The sequence below is a fragment of the Streptomyces sp. SID12501 genome, assembly GCF_010550245.1.
In the GTDB taxonomy this organism is placed as follows: Bacteria; Actinomycetota; Actinomycetes; order Streptomycetales; family Streptomycetaceae; genus Streptomyces.
Map to the genome: position 1 here is coordinate 151,663 of NZ_JAAGLU010000014.1, position 14,845 is coordinate 166,507.

Consider the following 14,845-nt stretch of genomic DNA (forward strand, 5'->3'; position numbering starts at 1 on the left):
GCGCTTTCGGTCAGGCACGCTCAGGGTGTGGCTCCACTGGCGGCCGTGCACAGTGCGCACTGGCCGAGCACACGTTGCAGCCGTACGCCCCTTGTGCACAGGCGACCTGTCCGAACGGAAGGGTGAGATGCACATCAGCCCCGCGCGCAGACCGGATCGTCCGTCCGACTGGCGGCGTTCCGTCCATCTGTTCCCAGGACAAGGGGACTTCTCCGTCAGCTCTTTGGTACGCGCTGCCCGTGCCGACGGCGGCGTGCTCGCCGCCGTCCGTCAGGTCTTCCAGGAGATCGACGACATCGCGGTCGGGCTCGGTCTGCCGCCGCTCGGTCCGTGGTTGCTGGGGGCGAATCCGCCCAGCGGGCGGGATCTGGCGCAGGCGGCCACGGGAGCCACCCAACTCGCCCTGTTCGGCGCCTCGGTGGCGGTGCACCAGGCGTTGTGCGACGCCTACGGAGCGCCGTCTGCCGTCGTCGGAGTGAGCTTCGGCGAGATCGCCGCGCTGACCGCCGCCGGAGTTCTCACCATCCACGACGGCGCACGCGCGGCCCACGACCTCTCGCTCGTGCTCGCCTCCTGTCCCGGCGGACTGACCCTCCTCTCCTGTCCCGAACCGTCCGCTCGCCGTCTGCTGGAACAGGCCGGAGCGGCGGACGCGAGGGTGGCCGTGGTCAACGACGACCGGTCGGTGGTGGTCGCGGGCCCCGTGCCGGACCTGGTACGTGTCGAGAAGACTGCTGCGGACTCGGACGTGGCAAGCGCGCGGCTGCGCCTGCCGTTCTCCTCCCACCATCCGTCGTTCGCCTCCCAGGCCGAGGTGTTCGCCGCGTCGCTGCGCGCCCGCACCTGGTCCGAGGCCCGCTTCCCCGTGTACTCCGCCGTCGCCGGACGGCGCTACCGTCCGGACGACGACCTGGCGCGGCGCCTGGCCGACTGCCTGGTAAGGCCCGCCGCCGTGCCCGCTGTACTGCGCCAGGCGGCCCGGCATCGTCCGGACGTCCTCTTCGAAGCGGGTACGGGGGACGCCCTGGCCTCCAGCGCCCGCCGGGTGCTGTCCGCGGACACCGCACCACCCGTCCACGCGCCTCTCGCCGAAACCGACTTCCCCTGGTGACCCCCGCTCCCCGACCTGGAGAACCAGCGATGTCCCTCGCTTCCCTCCCCGTGGCCACCCGTGACGAGATGCAACGACTCCTCCACGGTTCCTGTGACTCGTCCTTCCTCTCCGCACTGCACAAGGCGCTCGCCGCCGGCCGCGGTCCCGCCGATGCCGGGAAAGCCGACAACGGCGGCCGACAACTGCTGCACCGCCTACGTCTGTTGGGCGAAACCCTGCCGAAGGCCAACCGTCTCCTCGACGATCCGGCGCAGGTGGCTGCCGTCCACGCCTGGGCCGCCGTCGCCGACCCCTCCCTCTGTCTGGCGGCCCTGGTCCACCACCTCCTCTGCCTGGGATCCATGGCCCAACTCGCCGACGGCCAGGGCGAACACCTGGGACGGCTTATGGAGGCGCTGCGGGCAGGCCGGGCCAAGGGCGTCTACCTGATCACCGAGGCCGGCCAGGCCAACAGCCACCTCGCGACCCGGACGCACGCGGAACTCGACCGGGCCACCGGCGAGTTCGTCCTGCACACGCCGGACCCACAGGCCGCCAAGTTCGGCAGCGCCGGAACCCTCGACGTACCGCAGACGGCGGTGGTGCTCGCGCGCCTGGTCACGGACGGCACGGACCGCGGGGTCTTCGCGTTCGTGGTCGAGCTGACCGGTGACGACGGGCTGCTTCCCGGCGTCGAGGTCTCCTCGCCGCTCGGGCTGGGCGCACTGCCCCTCGACTACGTCCTGGTGCGCTTCCACCACGTCCGGGTGCCGTACGCCCACTGGCTGGCCGACGGTGCGGGCATCGGTGACGACGGCACGTTCCACGACCCGGCCGGGTCGAGCGAGCGACGCCTGCAGCGCACCCTGCGCGTGGGGCAGGGGCTGTGGGCGACCATGCCGGCGGTCGCGGCCGCGACCGCCCGCCAGTCGGCCGTACAGGCCGTCAACTACGCGCGGCAGCGCCGCACTCAGGGGAAGCTGTCCCCCGGCGTCCCCCTGCTGGCGTACCGGACCCAGCAACGCGCCGTGCTGGGGGCGCTGGCCGACGCGTTCGCCCTGACATGCGCCGCCGACGGGGCGCGCACCGTGTGGGCGGAGTCCCTCGCGGCCCCGGTGCCCCCGGCCGGCAACGGGGCGGAGGCGATGGGGTTCACACCGTGGGCCGCCGTCAACCGCCCGCTGGCCGCGTACAAGGCCGCCGCGGTCCGGCTGGCGGCCCGGGTCACTGCCGTCTGTCAGAGCCGCTGCGGTTTCTCCGGGCACCTGGACGTGAACGGCCTGGCCGCCTACCACGGCTTCCACCATGCCTTCGACGCGGCGGGCGGGGACAGCCAGCTCATCTTCTACGACATCGGCCGCTCCCTCGCCGAAGAGGGCGGACAGCCACCAGGGGAAACCCCGTCGGCACCACCCGCGTCCCCGCACTGGTGGCCCGCGGTCGTACGCCGGCATCAGAACAGCCTGACCCAGCGCCTGTCGGGGCAGTTGCGCACGACGGACCCGAACGCCCCTTTCGATGCCTGGAACCCGCTGCTGGAGGACGCCGGGCTGCTCGGCGAGGTCTATGCGGACGTGCTCGTGGCCGAGGACGTGCCCCGCACGCTCGACGGGATACGCGATCACGGCCTGGCACAGGCCCTTCGGCCGCTGGCGGCCCTGCACGGCGTCATGGCCGCCCGCCGCTGGTCCGGTTCACTGCTCGCCCACGGAACGCTGCGACCGGCGGACATCCGGGGGCTGTCCGTCGTCGCCGACGAGCTGTGCGATGCGATCGGGCCTCATCTACCGCTGCTGACGGAGGCGTTCGCCCATCCCGACGACGTCGTGTGCGCCCCCCTGGCAGCCCCGGACTACGACACCGCGCTGCGAGCCACGCTCACCTGGACCCGAGGAGGTACGCAATGACGGGCGAGCGCCGTATCGGCGTCCTTGGCATGGGCACCCATCTGCCACCCACGGTCCGCACCAACGCGGAGGTCGCGGAGGCTGCCGGCGTGACGGCGGAGTGGATCAGAGAACGCACCGGCGTCCTCAAACGCCATGTGGCAGGCCCTGCCGAGGCGGCCTCCGACCTGGCGGCGCACGCCGTCCGGTCGGCGGCCGAGGCGGCCGGCATCGATGTCGCCGACATCGGCCTGCTGGTCTGCGGCACCTCGACCCCCGACGAACTGGGGCCGTCGACCGCCTGCCGGATCCAGACTCTGGTGGGCGCTTCCGGCGCCGTCGCCCTCGACGTCAGCGCTGCCTGCTCGGGCTGGCTGTTCGCGGCCAAGGTGGCGCACGACTGGCTGCGGGGCACCGAGGGGATCCGGTACGCGGCGGTGGTGGGCGTCGAGACGTACTCGAAGTTCCTCGACCCGGCCGACCGGGGCACCGCCGTCCTGTTCGCCGACGGGGCCGCCGCAGCCATCCTGGGGCCGGTGCCCGCCCCTCAGGGGTTCACGCACTTCAGCCTCGGCTCCGACGGCGCCCTCGCCGACCGCGTCCTCATCCCGGCGGGCGGCAGCCGCCTCCCGGCCAGCCCGGCCACGCTCGTCGGCCGCGACCACTGCATCCGCATGGACGGCCGCACCATCAGCCGGTTCATCACAGACGTCTTCCCCCGGCTGATCACCGATGCCCTCGCACGCGGTGGGCTGAGCATCGGGGACGTCGACTGCGTCGTCGCCCACCAGCCCAACCCCGTACTGCTGAGGCGCATGGGCGCCGACCTGGGCATCTCCGCCGACCGTCTGGTGGTCGTCGGTGACGAGGTCGGCAACATCGGTGCCGCCAGCGCGCCGTACGCACTCGCCCGCGCCGCGTCCCGCGGGCAGCTGAGGCCCGGAGACCGTGTCCTCCTGGCCGTCTTCGGCGCCGGTATGACCTGGGGCAGCGCGCTCCTCACCTGGAGCGGGGCACACGCCATCACGCCGGAGGCAGCCGTCGTACCCGCGTCCACCGCGACCGGAACCGTCATCTCACGACCGCCCGAATCCGAATCCGAAGGAGTCCCGCGATGAACGCCATGAACCTGTTCCGCCTGGACGGCGCACGCGCGCTGGTGACGGGCGCGTCCCGGGGCATCGGCAAGGCCGTTGCCGAGGCCCTGGCCGACGCGGGCTGCGATCTGGCGGTGACCGCCCGTACGCTGCGCGCTCTCGACGGCACCGTACGGGCGGTGGAGGACCGGGGCCGCAAGGCCGTGGCCCTCGCCGGGGACCTCGCCGAGCCGGGCGTCGCGGCCGACCTCACCGACGCGGCGGCCGACGCGCTGGGCGGCCTGGACATCGTCGTCCACAACGCCGGCACCCTCCCGACGGCAGAGGACGGAAGCCCTCTGATGACACCGCTTCAGCACGCCCGTCAGCAGGACTGGGACACCGTCGTCACCGTCAACCTCAACGCGACGGCCGCGCTGTGCCGGGCCGCCCACCCCCACCTGGCCGACTCCGGCCGCGCCAGCCTGGTCCTGATGTCCTCCGTCGCCGGGCTCGTCGGCACCCCGATGATGGAGGCGTACGCCGCCACCAAGGCGGCCCAGCTCTCCCTCGCCCGCAGCCTCGCGGTCGGCTGGGCACGTCAGGGTATCCGCGTCAACGCGCTGTGCCCGGGCTGGACCCGTACCGACATGACCGCCTTCGCCAGCGGGCCCGGCCCTCTCTCGGACTGGCTGACCAGCCATGTCCCGCTCGGCCGGTGGGCCACCGCGGACGAGGTGGCCGGCGCCGCTCTCTTCCTCGCCTCCCCGGCCTCGTCCTTCGTGATCGGGCACGCGCTCGTCGTCGACGGCGGCCTGGCCGTACCCGACGGCGGTCTGGCCGGCTACCCGAAACCTGCCTCGCCGTTCGCCGCGGCATGAACGCCCACGAGAGGACTTTCACGCACCCGGCTCGTCCGACCGCCGTCATCACCGGGATCGGAGCCTGCCTCCCGCCGCACGTCGTCGACAACGACACGGTCGTCGCACGTGGGGACCTGCGCACGGACGACGCCTGGATCCGCGACCGCACCGGCATCGCACGCCGACGGCACGCCGGCCCCGGCACCAGCACCGGCGACCTGGCCGTCGGCGCGGGACGGGCGGCCCTCGCCTCCGCCGGAGACCACCACCCCGAGATGCTGCTGCTGGCCACCAGCACACCCGACCACCCCTGCCCCGCCACGGCTCCCGCGGTCGCCCACCGGCTGGGACTGGGCACCATCCCCGCCTTCGACATCGCCGCGGTCTGCTCCGGCTTCCTGTACGCGCTGGCCACGGCGACGGCCCTCGTCCGCAGCGGCACCTGCTCCACGATCCTGGTGATCGCCGCCGACACCTACACCAGCATCGTCAATCCCGCGGACCGGGAGACCGCGCCGATCTTCGGCGACGGTGCCGGAGCCGTGCTGCTGACCGCGGGCACCACCGACGAACCCGGAGCCGTCACCGCCGTCGACCTCGGAGCCGACGGGAGCGGCAGCGACCTCATCACCGTCCCGTACGGCGGATCCCGCCACCCGCACCGCCTGCCGCCGCCCGAACCGGACGCACGCTACTTCCACATGCGGGGCCGCACGGTCTACGCCCACGCGGTCCGCCGGATGACCCAGTCCGCGGGTTCCGTCCTCCGCCAGGCCGACTGGGGACCGGAAACCGTACGGGCCTTCGTCGGCCACCAGGCCAACCAGCGCATCCTGGACTCCGTCGGCGACCGCCTGGGCATCGCACCCGCCCACCGGTTCGGCAACATCGGGGAACTCGGCAACACCGCCGCCGCCTCCATCCCCCTGGTCCTGGCCGATCCCGCCGTTCACCAAGCCGTCGCCCCCGGCGAGCGGTCGCTGCTGACCGCGTTCGGCGGCGGACTCACCTGGGCCTCCGCCACGCTGAACTGGCCCGCCGCCGTCCCCCGGTCCGAAGCCCCGCCCGCCGGCCCGGACACCACGCCCCTGTGCACGCCCGACCTCTCAAGGAGCCATCCGTGGACCGCGTCTACGACCGCATCGTGACCCTCCTCAGTGACAAGTTCGAGGTCGACGCCGAACGCATCCGCCCCGACGCCACCCTCGACGACCTGGACCTCGACTCCCTCGCCGTGGTGGAGCTCTACGTCACGCTCCAGGAGGAGTGGCAGGTCCCGCTCGACGACTCCGCCGCCAGTGCCGACCTCACCGTCGCCGACGTGGCCCGCTCGGTGACAGCGCTCCTTGACGCACCGGCGTCCGGACGCGAGGCCGTGCAGTGAGCGAAGAAATCGCCGTCACCGGCGTCGGCCTGGTGACACCCGCGGGCGTGGGAGCCGAACCCACCTGGAAGGCCGTGTGCGCGGGCAGGCCCACCGCTCGGACCGACCCCGCCCTCAGCGGCAGCCCGGTGACCATGTCCTGCCGCGTACCGCCCCTGGAACCGGGACCGGGGCGGCTCTGGCGCTTCGACCCCGGCACCCGTTTCCTGCTCACCGCCGCCCGCGAGGCCCTCGACGCGGCCCGCCTGGACCCCGGCGAATGGGATCCCGCACGGGTGGCCGTGATCGTCGGCACCGCGGCGGGCGGCATCAGCACACTCGAAACCCAGCACCGCAAACTGCTCACCACCGGCCACGGCGTCGTCTCGCCCATGACGCTGCCCGCCTTCCTCCCCAACATGACCGCCGGCCATCTCGCCCTCGAACTCGGTGCCACCGGCCCCTCCCTGCAGACCTCCACCGCCTGCGCCTCGGGAGCCACCGCCCTCATCACCGCCTGCCTCCTCCTGAAGTCCGGGGCCTGCGACATCGCCATCGCGGGAGGCACCGACGCCATGGTCACCCCCCTGTGCGCCGCCGCCTTCGCCAAGATGGGTGCACTCTCCATCCGGAACCACGACCCCGGCAGCGCCTCACGCCCCTTCGACAAGGACCGCGACGGCTTCGTCCTCGGCGAGGGCTGCGGAATGCTCGTCCTGGAACGCGGACGGCACGCCGCCTCCCGCGCAGCCCGCCCACTGGCGTTACTCGCAGGTCACGGCAGTACCAGTGACGCCCACCACCCCACCGCGCCACACCCCGAAGGAGCGGGACTGCGAGCCGCGACCCGAAGAGCCCTGGAGCAGACGGGAGCCGGCCCGGACGACGTCGACCACATCAACGCCCACGGCACCAGCACGCCCCTCAACGACAGCGTGGAAGCCACCGCGATCCGGGAGCTCTATCCCCGCCGGCCACCATCGGTCACGTCCGCCAAGGGAGTTCTGGGACACACCATGGGGGCCGCGGGAGCCATCGAGGCCGCCCTCACCGTGCTGAGCATCGTCAGCGGCACGGTCCCGCCGACCGCCAACTTCACCACACCGGACGACACCACCACCGGAATCGACATCGTGACGGCAGCCGGCCGCACCCAACCCGTCCGCCTGGCTCTCAGCCACTCACTGGGCTTCGGCGGCCACAACACGGTCCTGGCCTTCGCAGCAGCCTGAAGCGTGAACCGGCCCCTGGCAGGGGGCTGGTTTCACCGGTGTGCCGACCGTCCGGCCCCGACGAAACCCGAGGCCGGTGAAGGTTCCTGAAGGTCAGGATGCGATAGGCGAAAACGTCTTGACCGAGGTTACGAGAGTGCCCAGTACTCTGCGTAGCCGTCGCCGCTGCCGTCAATGTGGGTACCGCCCCGAACCACGGCCCGTCCCGGAAGGTGCGCCAGGAGAGGTGGTCGTACGTGTATGAGGCGTGGAACCCGAGGTCTTCGGCGCGCTGCCAGACTTTCTGTCCCTCGCCCCACTTGTGGATGGGAAGGATTACGGTGCTCAGTCGCATGCCTACGACTCTATGCTCCGGTGACTCGGAGCAACCGCAGCACCGGACACCCCGCCTGGGGGTGTCCTTCAGCCCGCGCGGTAGTGCGCGAAGACGCGGGCGCGCTCCTGCTCCCAGGTCCAGTCTGCGGCCGTCCGGTGAAACGGGGACCCGTTCGCCAGCTCGAAGAACTGCCCCGCGGGTCTGCCGGTCGCCTTGAGGATCACGATCGCGGAGAGCATGGGCTCGATCCCCTCGCTGTCCCGGCGGCAGGCGTCACCGAGCAGGTGGCTGAATTGTCGGACCGCGGTAGTGGACGTTGTGTCCCTTCGCCTTCAGCTCTTCGCTCAGAGACTTGTACCAGCCGTCGGTGCGGCCTTCCTGTGCCCAGCGCCGAAGGACTTTCACCGTCTCGTCAAGCGGCTGCCTCATAGGTGGCGTCGCCCTGTCTCATCCGAACCCCCGGTCCTCGGTGGTTCCCCACCGTATCCGTAGCGGTCGATGCCATGGGCACCACCGCCGGCACTACGTTTTCGTCCGCTGCCAGACAGAGGTGGGGGCCGCGACAGGGTCGGCGTCGGCCGGTGCAGCGGGCCACCATTCGCCCTCGCCGGTCCGGGGTGGGGTTCCAGGCACCATTGCCGCCCCTTGCCACCCGGAGGGACGCTAGCGTTGTCCCATGGGTGCCCTGGACACGGCCGAGCTTGAGGCCATGATCGAAGAGGCGACTGTCGACGCCTACAACGACGACGAGCAACTGACCGGTCTGTTCACCATGCTTGAGGAGCACCTTGAACTGCCCTTCACCACCGTGGTTCTCGGTGTCGAGGTGACCGTGCGTGGCATCGACCTCACGCCGGACGGACGGATCCTCGCACTGTGCTCTCGTGGCGGCATGCGGCAATCGATCGGAATCCTGGAACTGCCGTTGCCCAGCCCGGCGCCCGAGGGCGCGGAGCGGATCGAGGCGTACCGTCACTGGGCCGGCTGAGGCCGGGCACCTAACACCCACATGGAACGGGCTTGTCTGAGAGGGCTGAACGTGGCTGACGCCGTACCGGGCACACGGCAGGGCGGTGGCGAGCTGTCGCTGGCCGACCTCATCGAGCGCAGTGCCGAGTTGAAAGGGCAGCTGGTCGCCTTCGGGCAGAGCGCCCGCTTCGACCGGTGGTTGACGCCCCTCCTTCTGGAAGCCGCCGGGCCTGAGCGGCAGTTGGACGAGGGCGGGGCGATCCGGATCGTCGACCACTTCATCCTGCGGTACCGCCTGCCGGACGGTTCGACCGTGGTGGACCGGTTCGTCGCCAGGCGGAAGGACTTGACCGCGGTCGACCGGGAGATACTGCTCGGCTGGCGTGACCCGGTCGAGGGCATCTTCGAGGTCCGGCGCAAGGAGAAGGATGCCGTCGTCCTGCTGAACCTGGTCGACGACCTGGAGTACCGCACGTACTTCAATGTGGGGCGGGTGGCGTTCCGCGGAGTGTCCAGGGGGAGCTTCCTGCACACCTGCCTGGTACCCGTTCGCTCGGCCAGCGGGGCGTGGCTGGTGTCCGGGGCGATGTCGGGCTACCCCAAGTCCAGCGCCGCCGAGATCGCCCAGACCGTCCTTCACCTGGCCACCAGTCGGCCAGAACTCGTCTTCCGCAACCCTGAGAAGATCGAGCAGGGATGGCAGCGGATGCGCGAGGACCGGGCTGCCTTCGTCGAGTTCTGCGGCGGTGACGAACTGGTTCTTCCGCCTGCCGAGGCCGAGGATCTCCTCGACGCCTACTACCGTCACCGTCAAGAGGCCGCCGTCGCCGGACAGCCCGATCGTGCTCGGGGCAGGCGGCTTCCTGGTCTGGATTTCCCCTTCTTCGAGCTGCCGCAAGAACTGGTGGACACGGACACCATCGGTGTCGTCTATGACGAGGTCGACGGGCTCAACTTCTACGCGGACTACGGAATGTTGCGGGACCTCTTCGCGAACCCGGCCCTCACGGGACGCAGGCAGCACCAGGATTTGTTGCGCACCTACCTGCGCGAGGAGTCGATCGGGCCGCTGCCGATCAGACGGCTGGCCGTCGCGTACCCGGAGACAGCCGACGTGGTCTTCCGGAAGCTGCTGCGGAAGCCCGAATTCACCTGGAGTGAGCACGGCGAGGCGCTGTTGCGCCAGCGTAAGCCTTGGTACTACGCGAACGGGCCCCGCCCTGGTGTCTCCGTGATCGGCGACCGCCTCAGCGCGCTCCTCACCGGCCGTCGGTAGTCACCCTTTACATGACAGCGGAATGGCGTACCAGCGCGGCCGGTTCGAAGATCCGCAGCGGGCCGGGCCGGGCCGGGCCGAGCCGAGCAAGGGCAGGCAGTGGGCGTGGGCGGGAACGCGGCGGCGAGGGTGTCCTACGGTGAGGTAGATGAGCTCACCGGCCTCTTCACGATGATCGAGGAGAACCTCGCCGTACCGTTCACCACCACTTTCCTCGGTGTCGAGGTGAACGTGATCGGTTTCGATCTGACCCGGGACGGGCGCGTGGTTGCCCGCTGCGCTCGGGGAGCGGTCCGGCAGAACATCGGAGTTCTGGACCTGCCATTGTCCGAATCCGCCCCAGAGGGTTCGCACTGGATCGAGGCATACCGCCACCGGACCCGCTGAACTGGCGCGTCGCGCAGTCGCCCGGCAATAGCCTGTGCTCGAAGGCGCATACCTCGGTATGCTTGCTGTCATGGCTGACACCACGCGCATCACGGTGACGCTCCCCACCGAGCAGGTGGCGGAGCTGAAGAAGCTCACGGACAACGTCTCCGGCTATGTGGCCGACGCAGTGGCCCGACAGATCCGGCACCAGCTTCTCGGGGCCGACCTGCGCAGCCACACAGACGAGCACGGGGCCTTCACCGAGGAGGAGCTGAGCGAGGCCCGAGCACGCATCTTCGGTACGACGCAGGCCGCGGGCGGCGCGAGCGCCGCGTGAGCGGGCATATCGAGACGGTCGTCCTGGACAGCGAGGGGTTGTCGGCCTGGGTTGCCCAGGACCGGAAGATTCTGGCGATTTTCCAGGTGTTCCACGAGATGGGCTCAGATCTTGTCGTCGGCGCCAACACCATCGTGGAGGTGAGCCACTCCCGGGTGAACCTGTCCCGGCTGCGATGGGTACTCTCCCGGGTCAAGGTGGAGCCGGTCACAGAGGGAGCGGCCAAGGCGGCAGCACAACTACTCAAGGCCGCTGGTCTGCACGGCCACAAGTACGCGATTGACGCCACCGTTGCGGAAACGGCCCTGCGTCAGCCCGGGCCGGTCGCCATCCTCACGTCGGATGTCGAGGACATGACCCGGCTGTGCGGCAGCAAGGTCCAGATGATCGGGCTCTGACCGCGACACCGTCCCGCCAGCGAGCGCGGATCCCTGCGCCCAACCGCCGAAAACCAGAATCGCCGCAGCTCAGGGCGCGATAGACGAAAACGTCTTGACCGAGGTTACGAGAGTACCCAACCGCATACCCTGCGTAGCCGTCGCCGCTGCGGTCAACGTGGGTACCGCCCCGAACCACGGCCCGTCCCGGAAGGTGCGCCAGGAGAGGTGGTCGTAGGTGTAGGAGGCGTGGAAGCCCAGTTCCTCGGCTCTCTGCCACAGTTTCTGTCCGTCGTTCCATCGATGGATCGGCAGGATCACAGTGCTCAGACGCATGCTCTCGACGATAAACGAGACCGGCGGGGTGCCCCACCGGGCGTGGTGACGTCGTCAGGGGACGCGGATCAACTCTCCGTCCTCGGTGGGACAGTTGACGTGCTCGACATTTTGCGAAGCTAGCTTCGAGATGTAGTGTCTTCAGTGTCATCAAGGATCGGGCGGGGCCCGGACTTGGTGTGCGGTGCCGTATGTGAACCGCCGCACCACCCTGCTGGGCCTGGACAGCATGCAGGGTGGCGCGGCTCAACCATCCCCGCACAGTGTGCGGAGACAGAAAGGACATCCTCGTGAGGAATGCCGTTACCCATCATGCATGGTCCCTCCCGCCGAGGGCCATCAAGGCCGTGGTGCCGCTCGTAGTGATCATCGTCGTGGTCGTGGTCGGCGCCTTCGCCGTCGGGCAAGGTCCGGCGGCGCTGATCATGGTCGTCATGGCTCTGCTGGCCGCCGTCGCGGAGGAACTGGTGCGCGCTGCCATGCGGTACTGGATGCGCGTCGCCTGACCGTGGGCGGTGGGGTGCGGGTGCGCACCCGCACCCCACCGCCCACGCGCGTGACCATGGCGGATCGACAGCGTCGGGAAGAGGACGGAGGGGCCGTGAAAGGAGACGATGTATCCATGGTCTGGGACCACGAGATCCCGCTCGGGAGCCTGTGTGAAGTGAAGGCCGGTCCGTCCGGGTCCTTGCTGGACAACCTGCACGACGGCCCCGACGGAGTGCCGGTGATCTCACCGCCGGATCTCACCGACGACCACACAGTTGACACCCGGCGGCTACGGCGGGTGCCGTGGGACGAGTCGAAACGCCTCTCCCGGTTCTCGCTGCGGGAGGGCGACATCCTCGTCGTGCGGCAGGGGACGCTCGGCCGACTGGGGCTGATCGAGGCAGAACACGCCAGTTGGTTCTACGGCTCGTCCTGTCTGCGCATCAGGCCCCAGCGGGACCGTGTCCTGCCCGAGTATCTCGTGTCGTACCTGTCGTATCCGCCCGTGCAACGGTTCATGCTGGGCCAGTCCATCCCGGGTACGGTGCCCTCGCTCAACTCGGTGATGCTGAACGAGTTGCCGGTCACCGTGCCGCCCCTGGACCGGCAGCACGCTGTCGTCGAAGCCCTGGCGGACGTCGACAACCGGATCAGGATCCAACGGCAGATGGCCGATCGCCTGGAGGCACTGCGGCCGGCCATCTTCGGAGAGCTGATCCAGGGAGTGAGGCGCACATGAGCCTGATCACCGTCAGTCAACTGGGACAGGCCTTCTTTGCCGCTGCCGACATCCTGCGCGGCAGGATGGACGCGTCGCAGTACCGTGACGTCATCTCCGCGATGCTGGTTCTCAAGCGGGTCTCGGACCAGCCCGGCATCCTTCGGGTGCCTGACCGTGCGCGCTGGTCCCAGATCGTCGACTACGAGGGCAAGGCGCCGGGGCGTGTGCTCAACGAGGCGCTGTGGGAACTTGAGCAGAGCAACCCCGAAGTCCTGAAGGACGTGTTCGAGGCCGTCGACTTCGACGTGAGGCTGAGCCCCGCCGAGTTGAAGGCACTGGTCGGTCACTTCGACCGTATTCCGCTGAACGACGGCGACCTGGAGTTCGGCGACACGGTCGGCCGTGCCTACGACCACCTTCTGGGCGCGTTCGCCGACAGCGAGGGGAAACGCGGCGGGGATTTCTTCACGCCCCGTTCCGTGGTCCGGCTGATGGTGCGCCTGGTCGGGCCGCGGAAGGGACAGTCGGTCTACGATCCGTTCGCCGGTTCTGGAGGCATGCTCGTCCAGGCCGGACGGTACGTCGAGGAGCATGGTGGGGAGGGCGCGGACCTCGCTCTCTTCGGGCAGGAGATGAACGCCGCGACGTGCTCCACGGCCCGGTTGAACCTTCTGCTGCACGGCCTCACGGACAGTTCCGTGCTCTGCGGGGACACACTGACCGATCCGCTTCACTCACTGGAAAACGGCCACCTCAGGCGCTTCGACCGTGTGCTGACCAATCCTCCCTTCTCGATGAACTACTCAGAGAAGGAGATGAGGCATCCGGAGCGGATGAAGTACGGCTGGACACCCGAGCGGGGCGGGAAGGCCGATCTGATGAACGTTCAGCATGTGCTGGCCACACTCCGTCCGGACGGGATCGGAGCGGTCGTCACCCCGCACGGTGTGCTGTTCCGGGGCGGGGCGGAGGCGGAGATCCGCCAGGGAATCGTCGAGGACGGCCGACTCGAAGCGGTGATCGGTATCGGACCGAACGTCTTCCACGGCACGGCCATCCCCGCCTGCATCCTGGTGCTGCGCGGCACGGACGGGACACCGATGGATCAGCGCGGCCAGGTGCTGTTCGTCAACGCCGAGCGCGAAGTGGTCACGGGGCGGTCGCAGAACCGCCTGGAGCCGCAGAACGTGGAGAAGATCGTGGGCGCGTTCCGCGAGTGGTCGGACATCCCCGGCTTCTCGCGTGTGGTGTCCCTGGATGAGATCGCGGACAACGGCTTCAACCTCAACATCCGGCGCTACGTCGATGCGGGTCCGCCCGCCGAGCCGTCGCTGGACGTCCGTGCCGCGCTGTTCGGCGGAGTGCCGAGAAGCGAGGTCGACACGGAAATGGGGAGGTTCCAGGTCTTCGGAATCGGCGTCGCAGACCTGTTCACGACGAAGGGCTCCGGCTACCTCGACTTCCTGGGCAGCGGTTGCGAGGCGACCGCGGCGCGTATCCCGGAACTGGCCGCTGCCCGAGAGAGGGACTTCGTCGACCACTGCCGTTCCTGGTGGCGGGCAACGGAATCACGCATTGCCGAACTCGCGGGCACCAGCAGGCTGTTGATGCTGCGTTCCCGGCTCCTGGCCTCTTTCCGTGAGGAGCTCCTGCCGGCCGGGATCCTGGACCGGTACCAGTTGACCGGTGCCTTCGCGGCATGGTGGGACGTTCGGCAGGACGACCTCAGGAGCCTGGACCTCCGAGGCTTTCCCGGGGTGATCGACCGGTGGGCGGTGGCCGACGGCCGACCTCCGTATCTTCCTGGGAACCTGGCGCGCGAACGAGTACTTGACGTCCTTGGCAACGACCTTTGCTCTCGCGTGGAGAGGCTTGCTGCCGCCGAGCGCCAGGGACTGGTCGACGTCTACCGCGCATGGGGTGACCGGTACGGGACTTCTTACACGGACCTGGAGAGACAGAGCGAGGCTGCTGCGGAACGACTCAGAACCCGCCTGCAGGAACTCGGTTACACCTGACCGGTCCGCCTCGGGCCTGACGCCGCTGGCCAGGCGCGGAACCCGCCGTCCCCGTCACCTCCTGGTCGGCCGCCAGACCGAGGTGAGCGCGGCAACCGGGTCGGTGTCGGCCGGTGTCATGGGC

Annotated in this window: 16 protein-coding genes and 2 pseudogenes; 15 read left to right on the top strand and 3 right to left on the bottom strand. The window is 69.8% G+C overall.

Features of this window, described 5'->3' with window-relative positions; all coding sequences use genetic code 11:
* Window positions 1-127: 127 nt before the first annotated feature.
* The 7 genes from G3I71_RS18780 to G3I71_RS18810 are packed head-to-tail and all read left to right on the top strand — an operon-like array spanning window position 128 to window position 7,513.
* Window positions 128-1,111, top strand: coding sequence for an ACP S-malonyltransferase (locus G3I71_RS18780; RefSeq protein ID WP_164315949.1), 984 nt, complete (start codon window positions 128-130; stop codon window positions 1,109-1,111).
* A gap of 29 nt (window positions 1,112-1,140) precedes the next feature.
* Window positions 1,141-3,000 carry an acyl-CoA dehydrogenase gene (locus tag G3I71_RS18785; RefSeq protein WP_164315950.1) on the top strand — a complete coding sequence of 620 codons (1,860 nt, stop codon included), beginning with the start codon at window positions 1,141-1,143 and terminating at the stop codon, window positions 2,998-3,000.
* Window positions 2,997-4,097 carry a 3-oxoacyl-ACP synthase III family protein gene (locus G3I71_RS18790; protein ID WP_164315951.1) on the top strand — a complete coding sequence of 367 codons (1,101 nt, stop codon included), beginning with the start codon at window positions 2,997-2,999 and terminating at the stop codon, window positions 4,095-4,097. Before G3I71_RS18785 ends, G3I71_RS18790 begins: the two co-directional genes overlap by 4 nt.
* Window positions 4,094-4,936, top strand: a complete 843-nt coding sequence (locus G3I71_RS18795) for an SDR family NAD(P)-dependent oxidoreductase (RefSeq protein WP_164315952.1) — start codon at window positions 4,094-4,096, stop codon at window positions 4,934-4,936. The genes G3I71_RS18790 and G3I71_RS18795 overlap by 4 nt, the downstream gene beginning before the upstream one ends.
* A complete protein-coding gene (locus tag G3I71_RS18800; RefSeq protein WP_164315953.1) occupies window positions 4,933-6,066 on the top strand; it encodes a beta-ketoacyl-ACP synthase III in 1,134 nt (377 codons plus the stop codon). The genes G3I71_RS18795 and G3I71_RS18800 overlap by 4 nt, the downstream gene beginning before the upstream one ends.
* Complete coding sequence (locus G3I71_RS18805; protein ID WP_164315954.1) at window positions 6,039-6,302, top strand: phosphopantetheine-binding protein; 264 nt, start codon at window positions 6,039-6,041, stop codon at window positions 6,300-6,302. The genes G3I71_RS18800 and G3I71_RS18805 overlap by 28 nt, the downstream gene beginning before the upstream one ends.
* Window positions 6,299-7,513, top strand: coding sequence for a beta-ketoacyl-[acyl-carrier-protein] synthase family protein (locus tag G3I71_RS18810; RefSeq protein ID WP_164315955.1), 1,215 nt, complete (start codon window positions 6,299-6,301; stop codon window positions 7,511-7,513). Before G3I71_RS18805 ends, G3I71_RS18810 begins: the two co-directional genes overlap by 4 nt.
* Before the next feature lie 148 nt (window positions 7,514-7,661).
* Here G3I71_RS18810 and G3I71_RS51160 read toward each other — a convergent pair.
* Both G3I71_RS51160 and G3I71_RS18820 read right to left on the bottom strand, forming a co-directional pair.
* A pseudogene (locus G3I71_RS51160) lies at window positions 7,662-7,847 on the bottom strand (LLM class flavin-dependent oxidoreductase); the annotation flags it as partial.
* A 68-nt stretch (window positions 7,848-7,915) separates the two neighbouring features.
* On the bottom strand, window positions 7,916-8,068 hold the full coding sequence (locus G3I71_RS18820; RefSeq protein WP_164315956.1) for a hypothetical protein: 153 nt from the start codon (window positions 8,066-8,068) through the stop codon (window positions 7,916-7,918).
* A gap of 437 nt (window positions 8,069-8,505) precedes the next feature.
* On the opposite strand from G3I71_RS18820, the gene G3I71_RS18825 reads away from it, so the two are divergent.
* The 5 genes from G3I71_RS18825 (at window position 8,506) to G3I71_RS18845 (ending at window position 11,178) form a co-directional block, all read left to right on the top strand.
* Window positions 8,506-8,817 (top strand): calcium-binding protein, encoded by a 312-nt coding sequence (locus tag G3I71_RS18825; protein WP_164315957.1) that lies wholly within the window; start codon window positions 8,506-8,508, stop codon window positions 8,815-8,817.
* Window positions 8,818-8,868: 51 nt separating this feature from the next.
* The gene (locus G3I71_RS18830) at window positions 8,869-10,074 is read left to right on the top strand and encodes a hypothetical protein (RefSeq protein ID WP_164315958.1); all 1,206 of its coding nucleotides are present in this window, start codon (window positions 8,869-8,871) and stop codon (window positions 10,072-10,074) included.
* 105 nt (window positions 10,075-10,179) lie between these two features.
* Entirely contained in the window at window positions 10,180-10,461 is a 282-nt protein-coding gene (locus G3I71_RS18835) for a hypothetical protein (protein WP_203730708.1), read from the top strand.
* Window positions 10,462-10,531: 70 nt separating this feature from the next.
* Window positions 10,532-10,780, top strand: coding sequence for a hypothetical protein (locus G3I71_RS18840; RefSeq protein ID WP_164315960.1), 249 nt, complete (start codon window positions 10,532-10,534; stop codon window positions 10,778-10,780).
* Entirely contained in the window at window positions 10,777-11,178 is a 402-nt protein-coding gene (locus tag G3I71_RS18845; RefSeq protein ID WP_164315961.1) for a PIN domain-containing protein, read from the top strand. The genes G3I71_RS18840 and G3I71_RS18845 overlap by 4 nt, the downstream gene beginning before the upstream one ends.
* A 99-nt stretch (window positions 11,179-11,277) precedes the next feature.
* Here G3I71_RS18845 and G3I71_RS18850 read toward each other — a convergent pair.
* A pseudogene (locus G3I71_RS18850) lies at window positions 11,278-11,493 on the bottom strand (LLM class flavin-dependent oxidoreductase); the annotation flags it as partial.
* Between the two features lie 290 nt (window positions 11,494-11,783).
* Here G3I71_RS18850 and G3I71_RS18855 point away from each other — a divergent pair.
* The 3 genes from G3I71_RS18855 to G3I71_RS18865 all read left to right on the top strand — a co-directional run bounded on the left by G3I71_RS18855 (window position 11,784) and on the right by G3I71_RS18865 (window position 14,721).
* Window positions 11,784-11,999, top strand: a complete 216-nt coding sequence (locus G3I71_RS18855) for a hypothetical protein (RefSeq protein ID WP_164315962.1) — start codon at window positions 11,784-11,786, stop codon at window positions 11,997-11,999.
* A 116-nt stretch (window positions 12,000-12,115) separates the two neighbouring features.
* The gene (locus G3I71_RS18860; protein ID WP_164315963.1) at window positions 12,116-12,721 is read left to right on the top strand and encodes a restriction endonuclease subunit S; all 606 of its coding nucleotides are present in this window, start codon (window positions 12,116-12,118) and stop codon (window positions 12,719-12,721) included.
* Window positions 12,718-14,721 (top strand): type I restriction-modification system subunit M, encoded by a 2,004-nt coding sequence (locus tag G3I71_RS18865; RefSeq protein WP_164315964.1) that lies wholly within the window; start codon window positions 12,718-12,720, stop codon window positions 14,719-14,721. The genes G3I71_RS18860 and G3I71_RS18865 overlap by 4 nt, the downstream gene beginning before the upstream one ends.
* The last annotated feature ends 124 nt before the right edge of the window (window positions 14,722-14,845 follow it).

Bases quoted from the DNA above. Each gene is read 5' to 3' on its own strand.
- G3I71_RS18780 (WP_164315949.1), top strand. From the start codon at position 128: ATGCACATCAGCCCCGCGCGCAGACCGGATCGTCCGTCCGACTGGCGG.
- G3I71_RS18785 (WP_164315950.1), top strand. From the start codon at position 1,141: ATGTCCCTCGCTTCCCTCCCCGTGGCCACCCGTGACGAGATGCAACGA.
- G3I71_RS18790 (WP_164315951.1), top strand. From the start codon at position 2,997: ATGACGGGCGAGCGCCGTATCGGCGTCCTTGGCATGGGCACCCATCTG.
- G3I71_RS18795 (WP_164315952.1), top strand. From the start codon at position 4,094: ATGAACGCCATGAACCTGTTCCGCCTGGACGGCGCACGCGCGCTGGTG.
- G3I71_RS18800 (WP_164315953.1), top strand. From the start codon at position 4,933: ATGAACGCCCACGAGAGGACTTTCACGCACCCGGCTCGTCCGACCGCC.
- G3I71_RS18820 (WP_164315956.1), bottom strand. From the start codon at position 8,068: ATGCTCTCCGCGATCGTGATCCTCAAGGCGACCGGCAGACCCGCGGGG.
- G3I71_RS18825 (WP_164315957.1), top strand. From the start codon at position 8,506: ATGGGTGCCCTGGACACGGCCGAGCTTGAGGCCATGATCGAAGAGGCG.
- G3I71_RS18840 (WP_164315960.1), top strand. From the start codon at position 10,532: ATGGCTGACACCACGCGCATCACGGTGACGCTCCCCACCGAGCAGGTG.
- G3I71_RS18860 (WP_164315963.1), top strand. From the start codon at position 12,116: ATGGTCTGGGACCACGAGATCCCGCTCGGGAGCCTGTGTGAAGTGAAG.
- G3I71_RS18865 (WP_164315964.1), top strand. From the start codon at position 12,718: ATGAGCCTGATCACCGTCAGTCAACTGGGACAGGCCTTCTTTGCCGCT.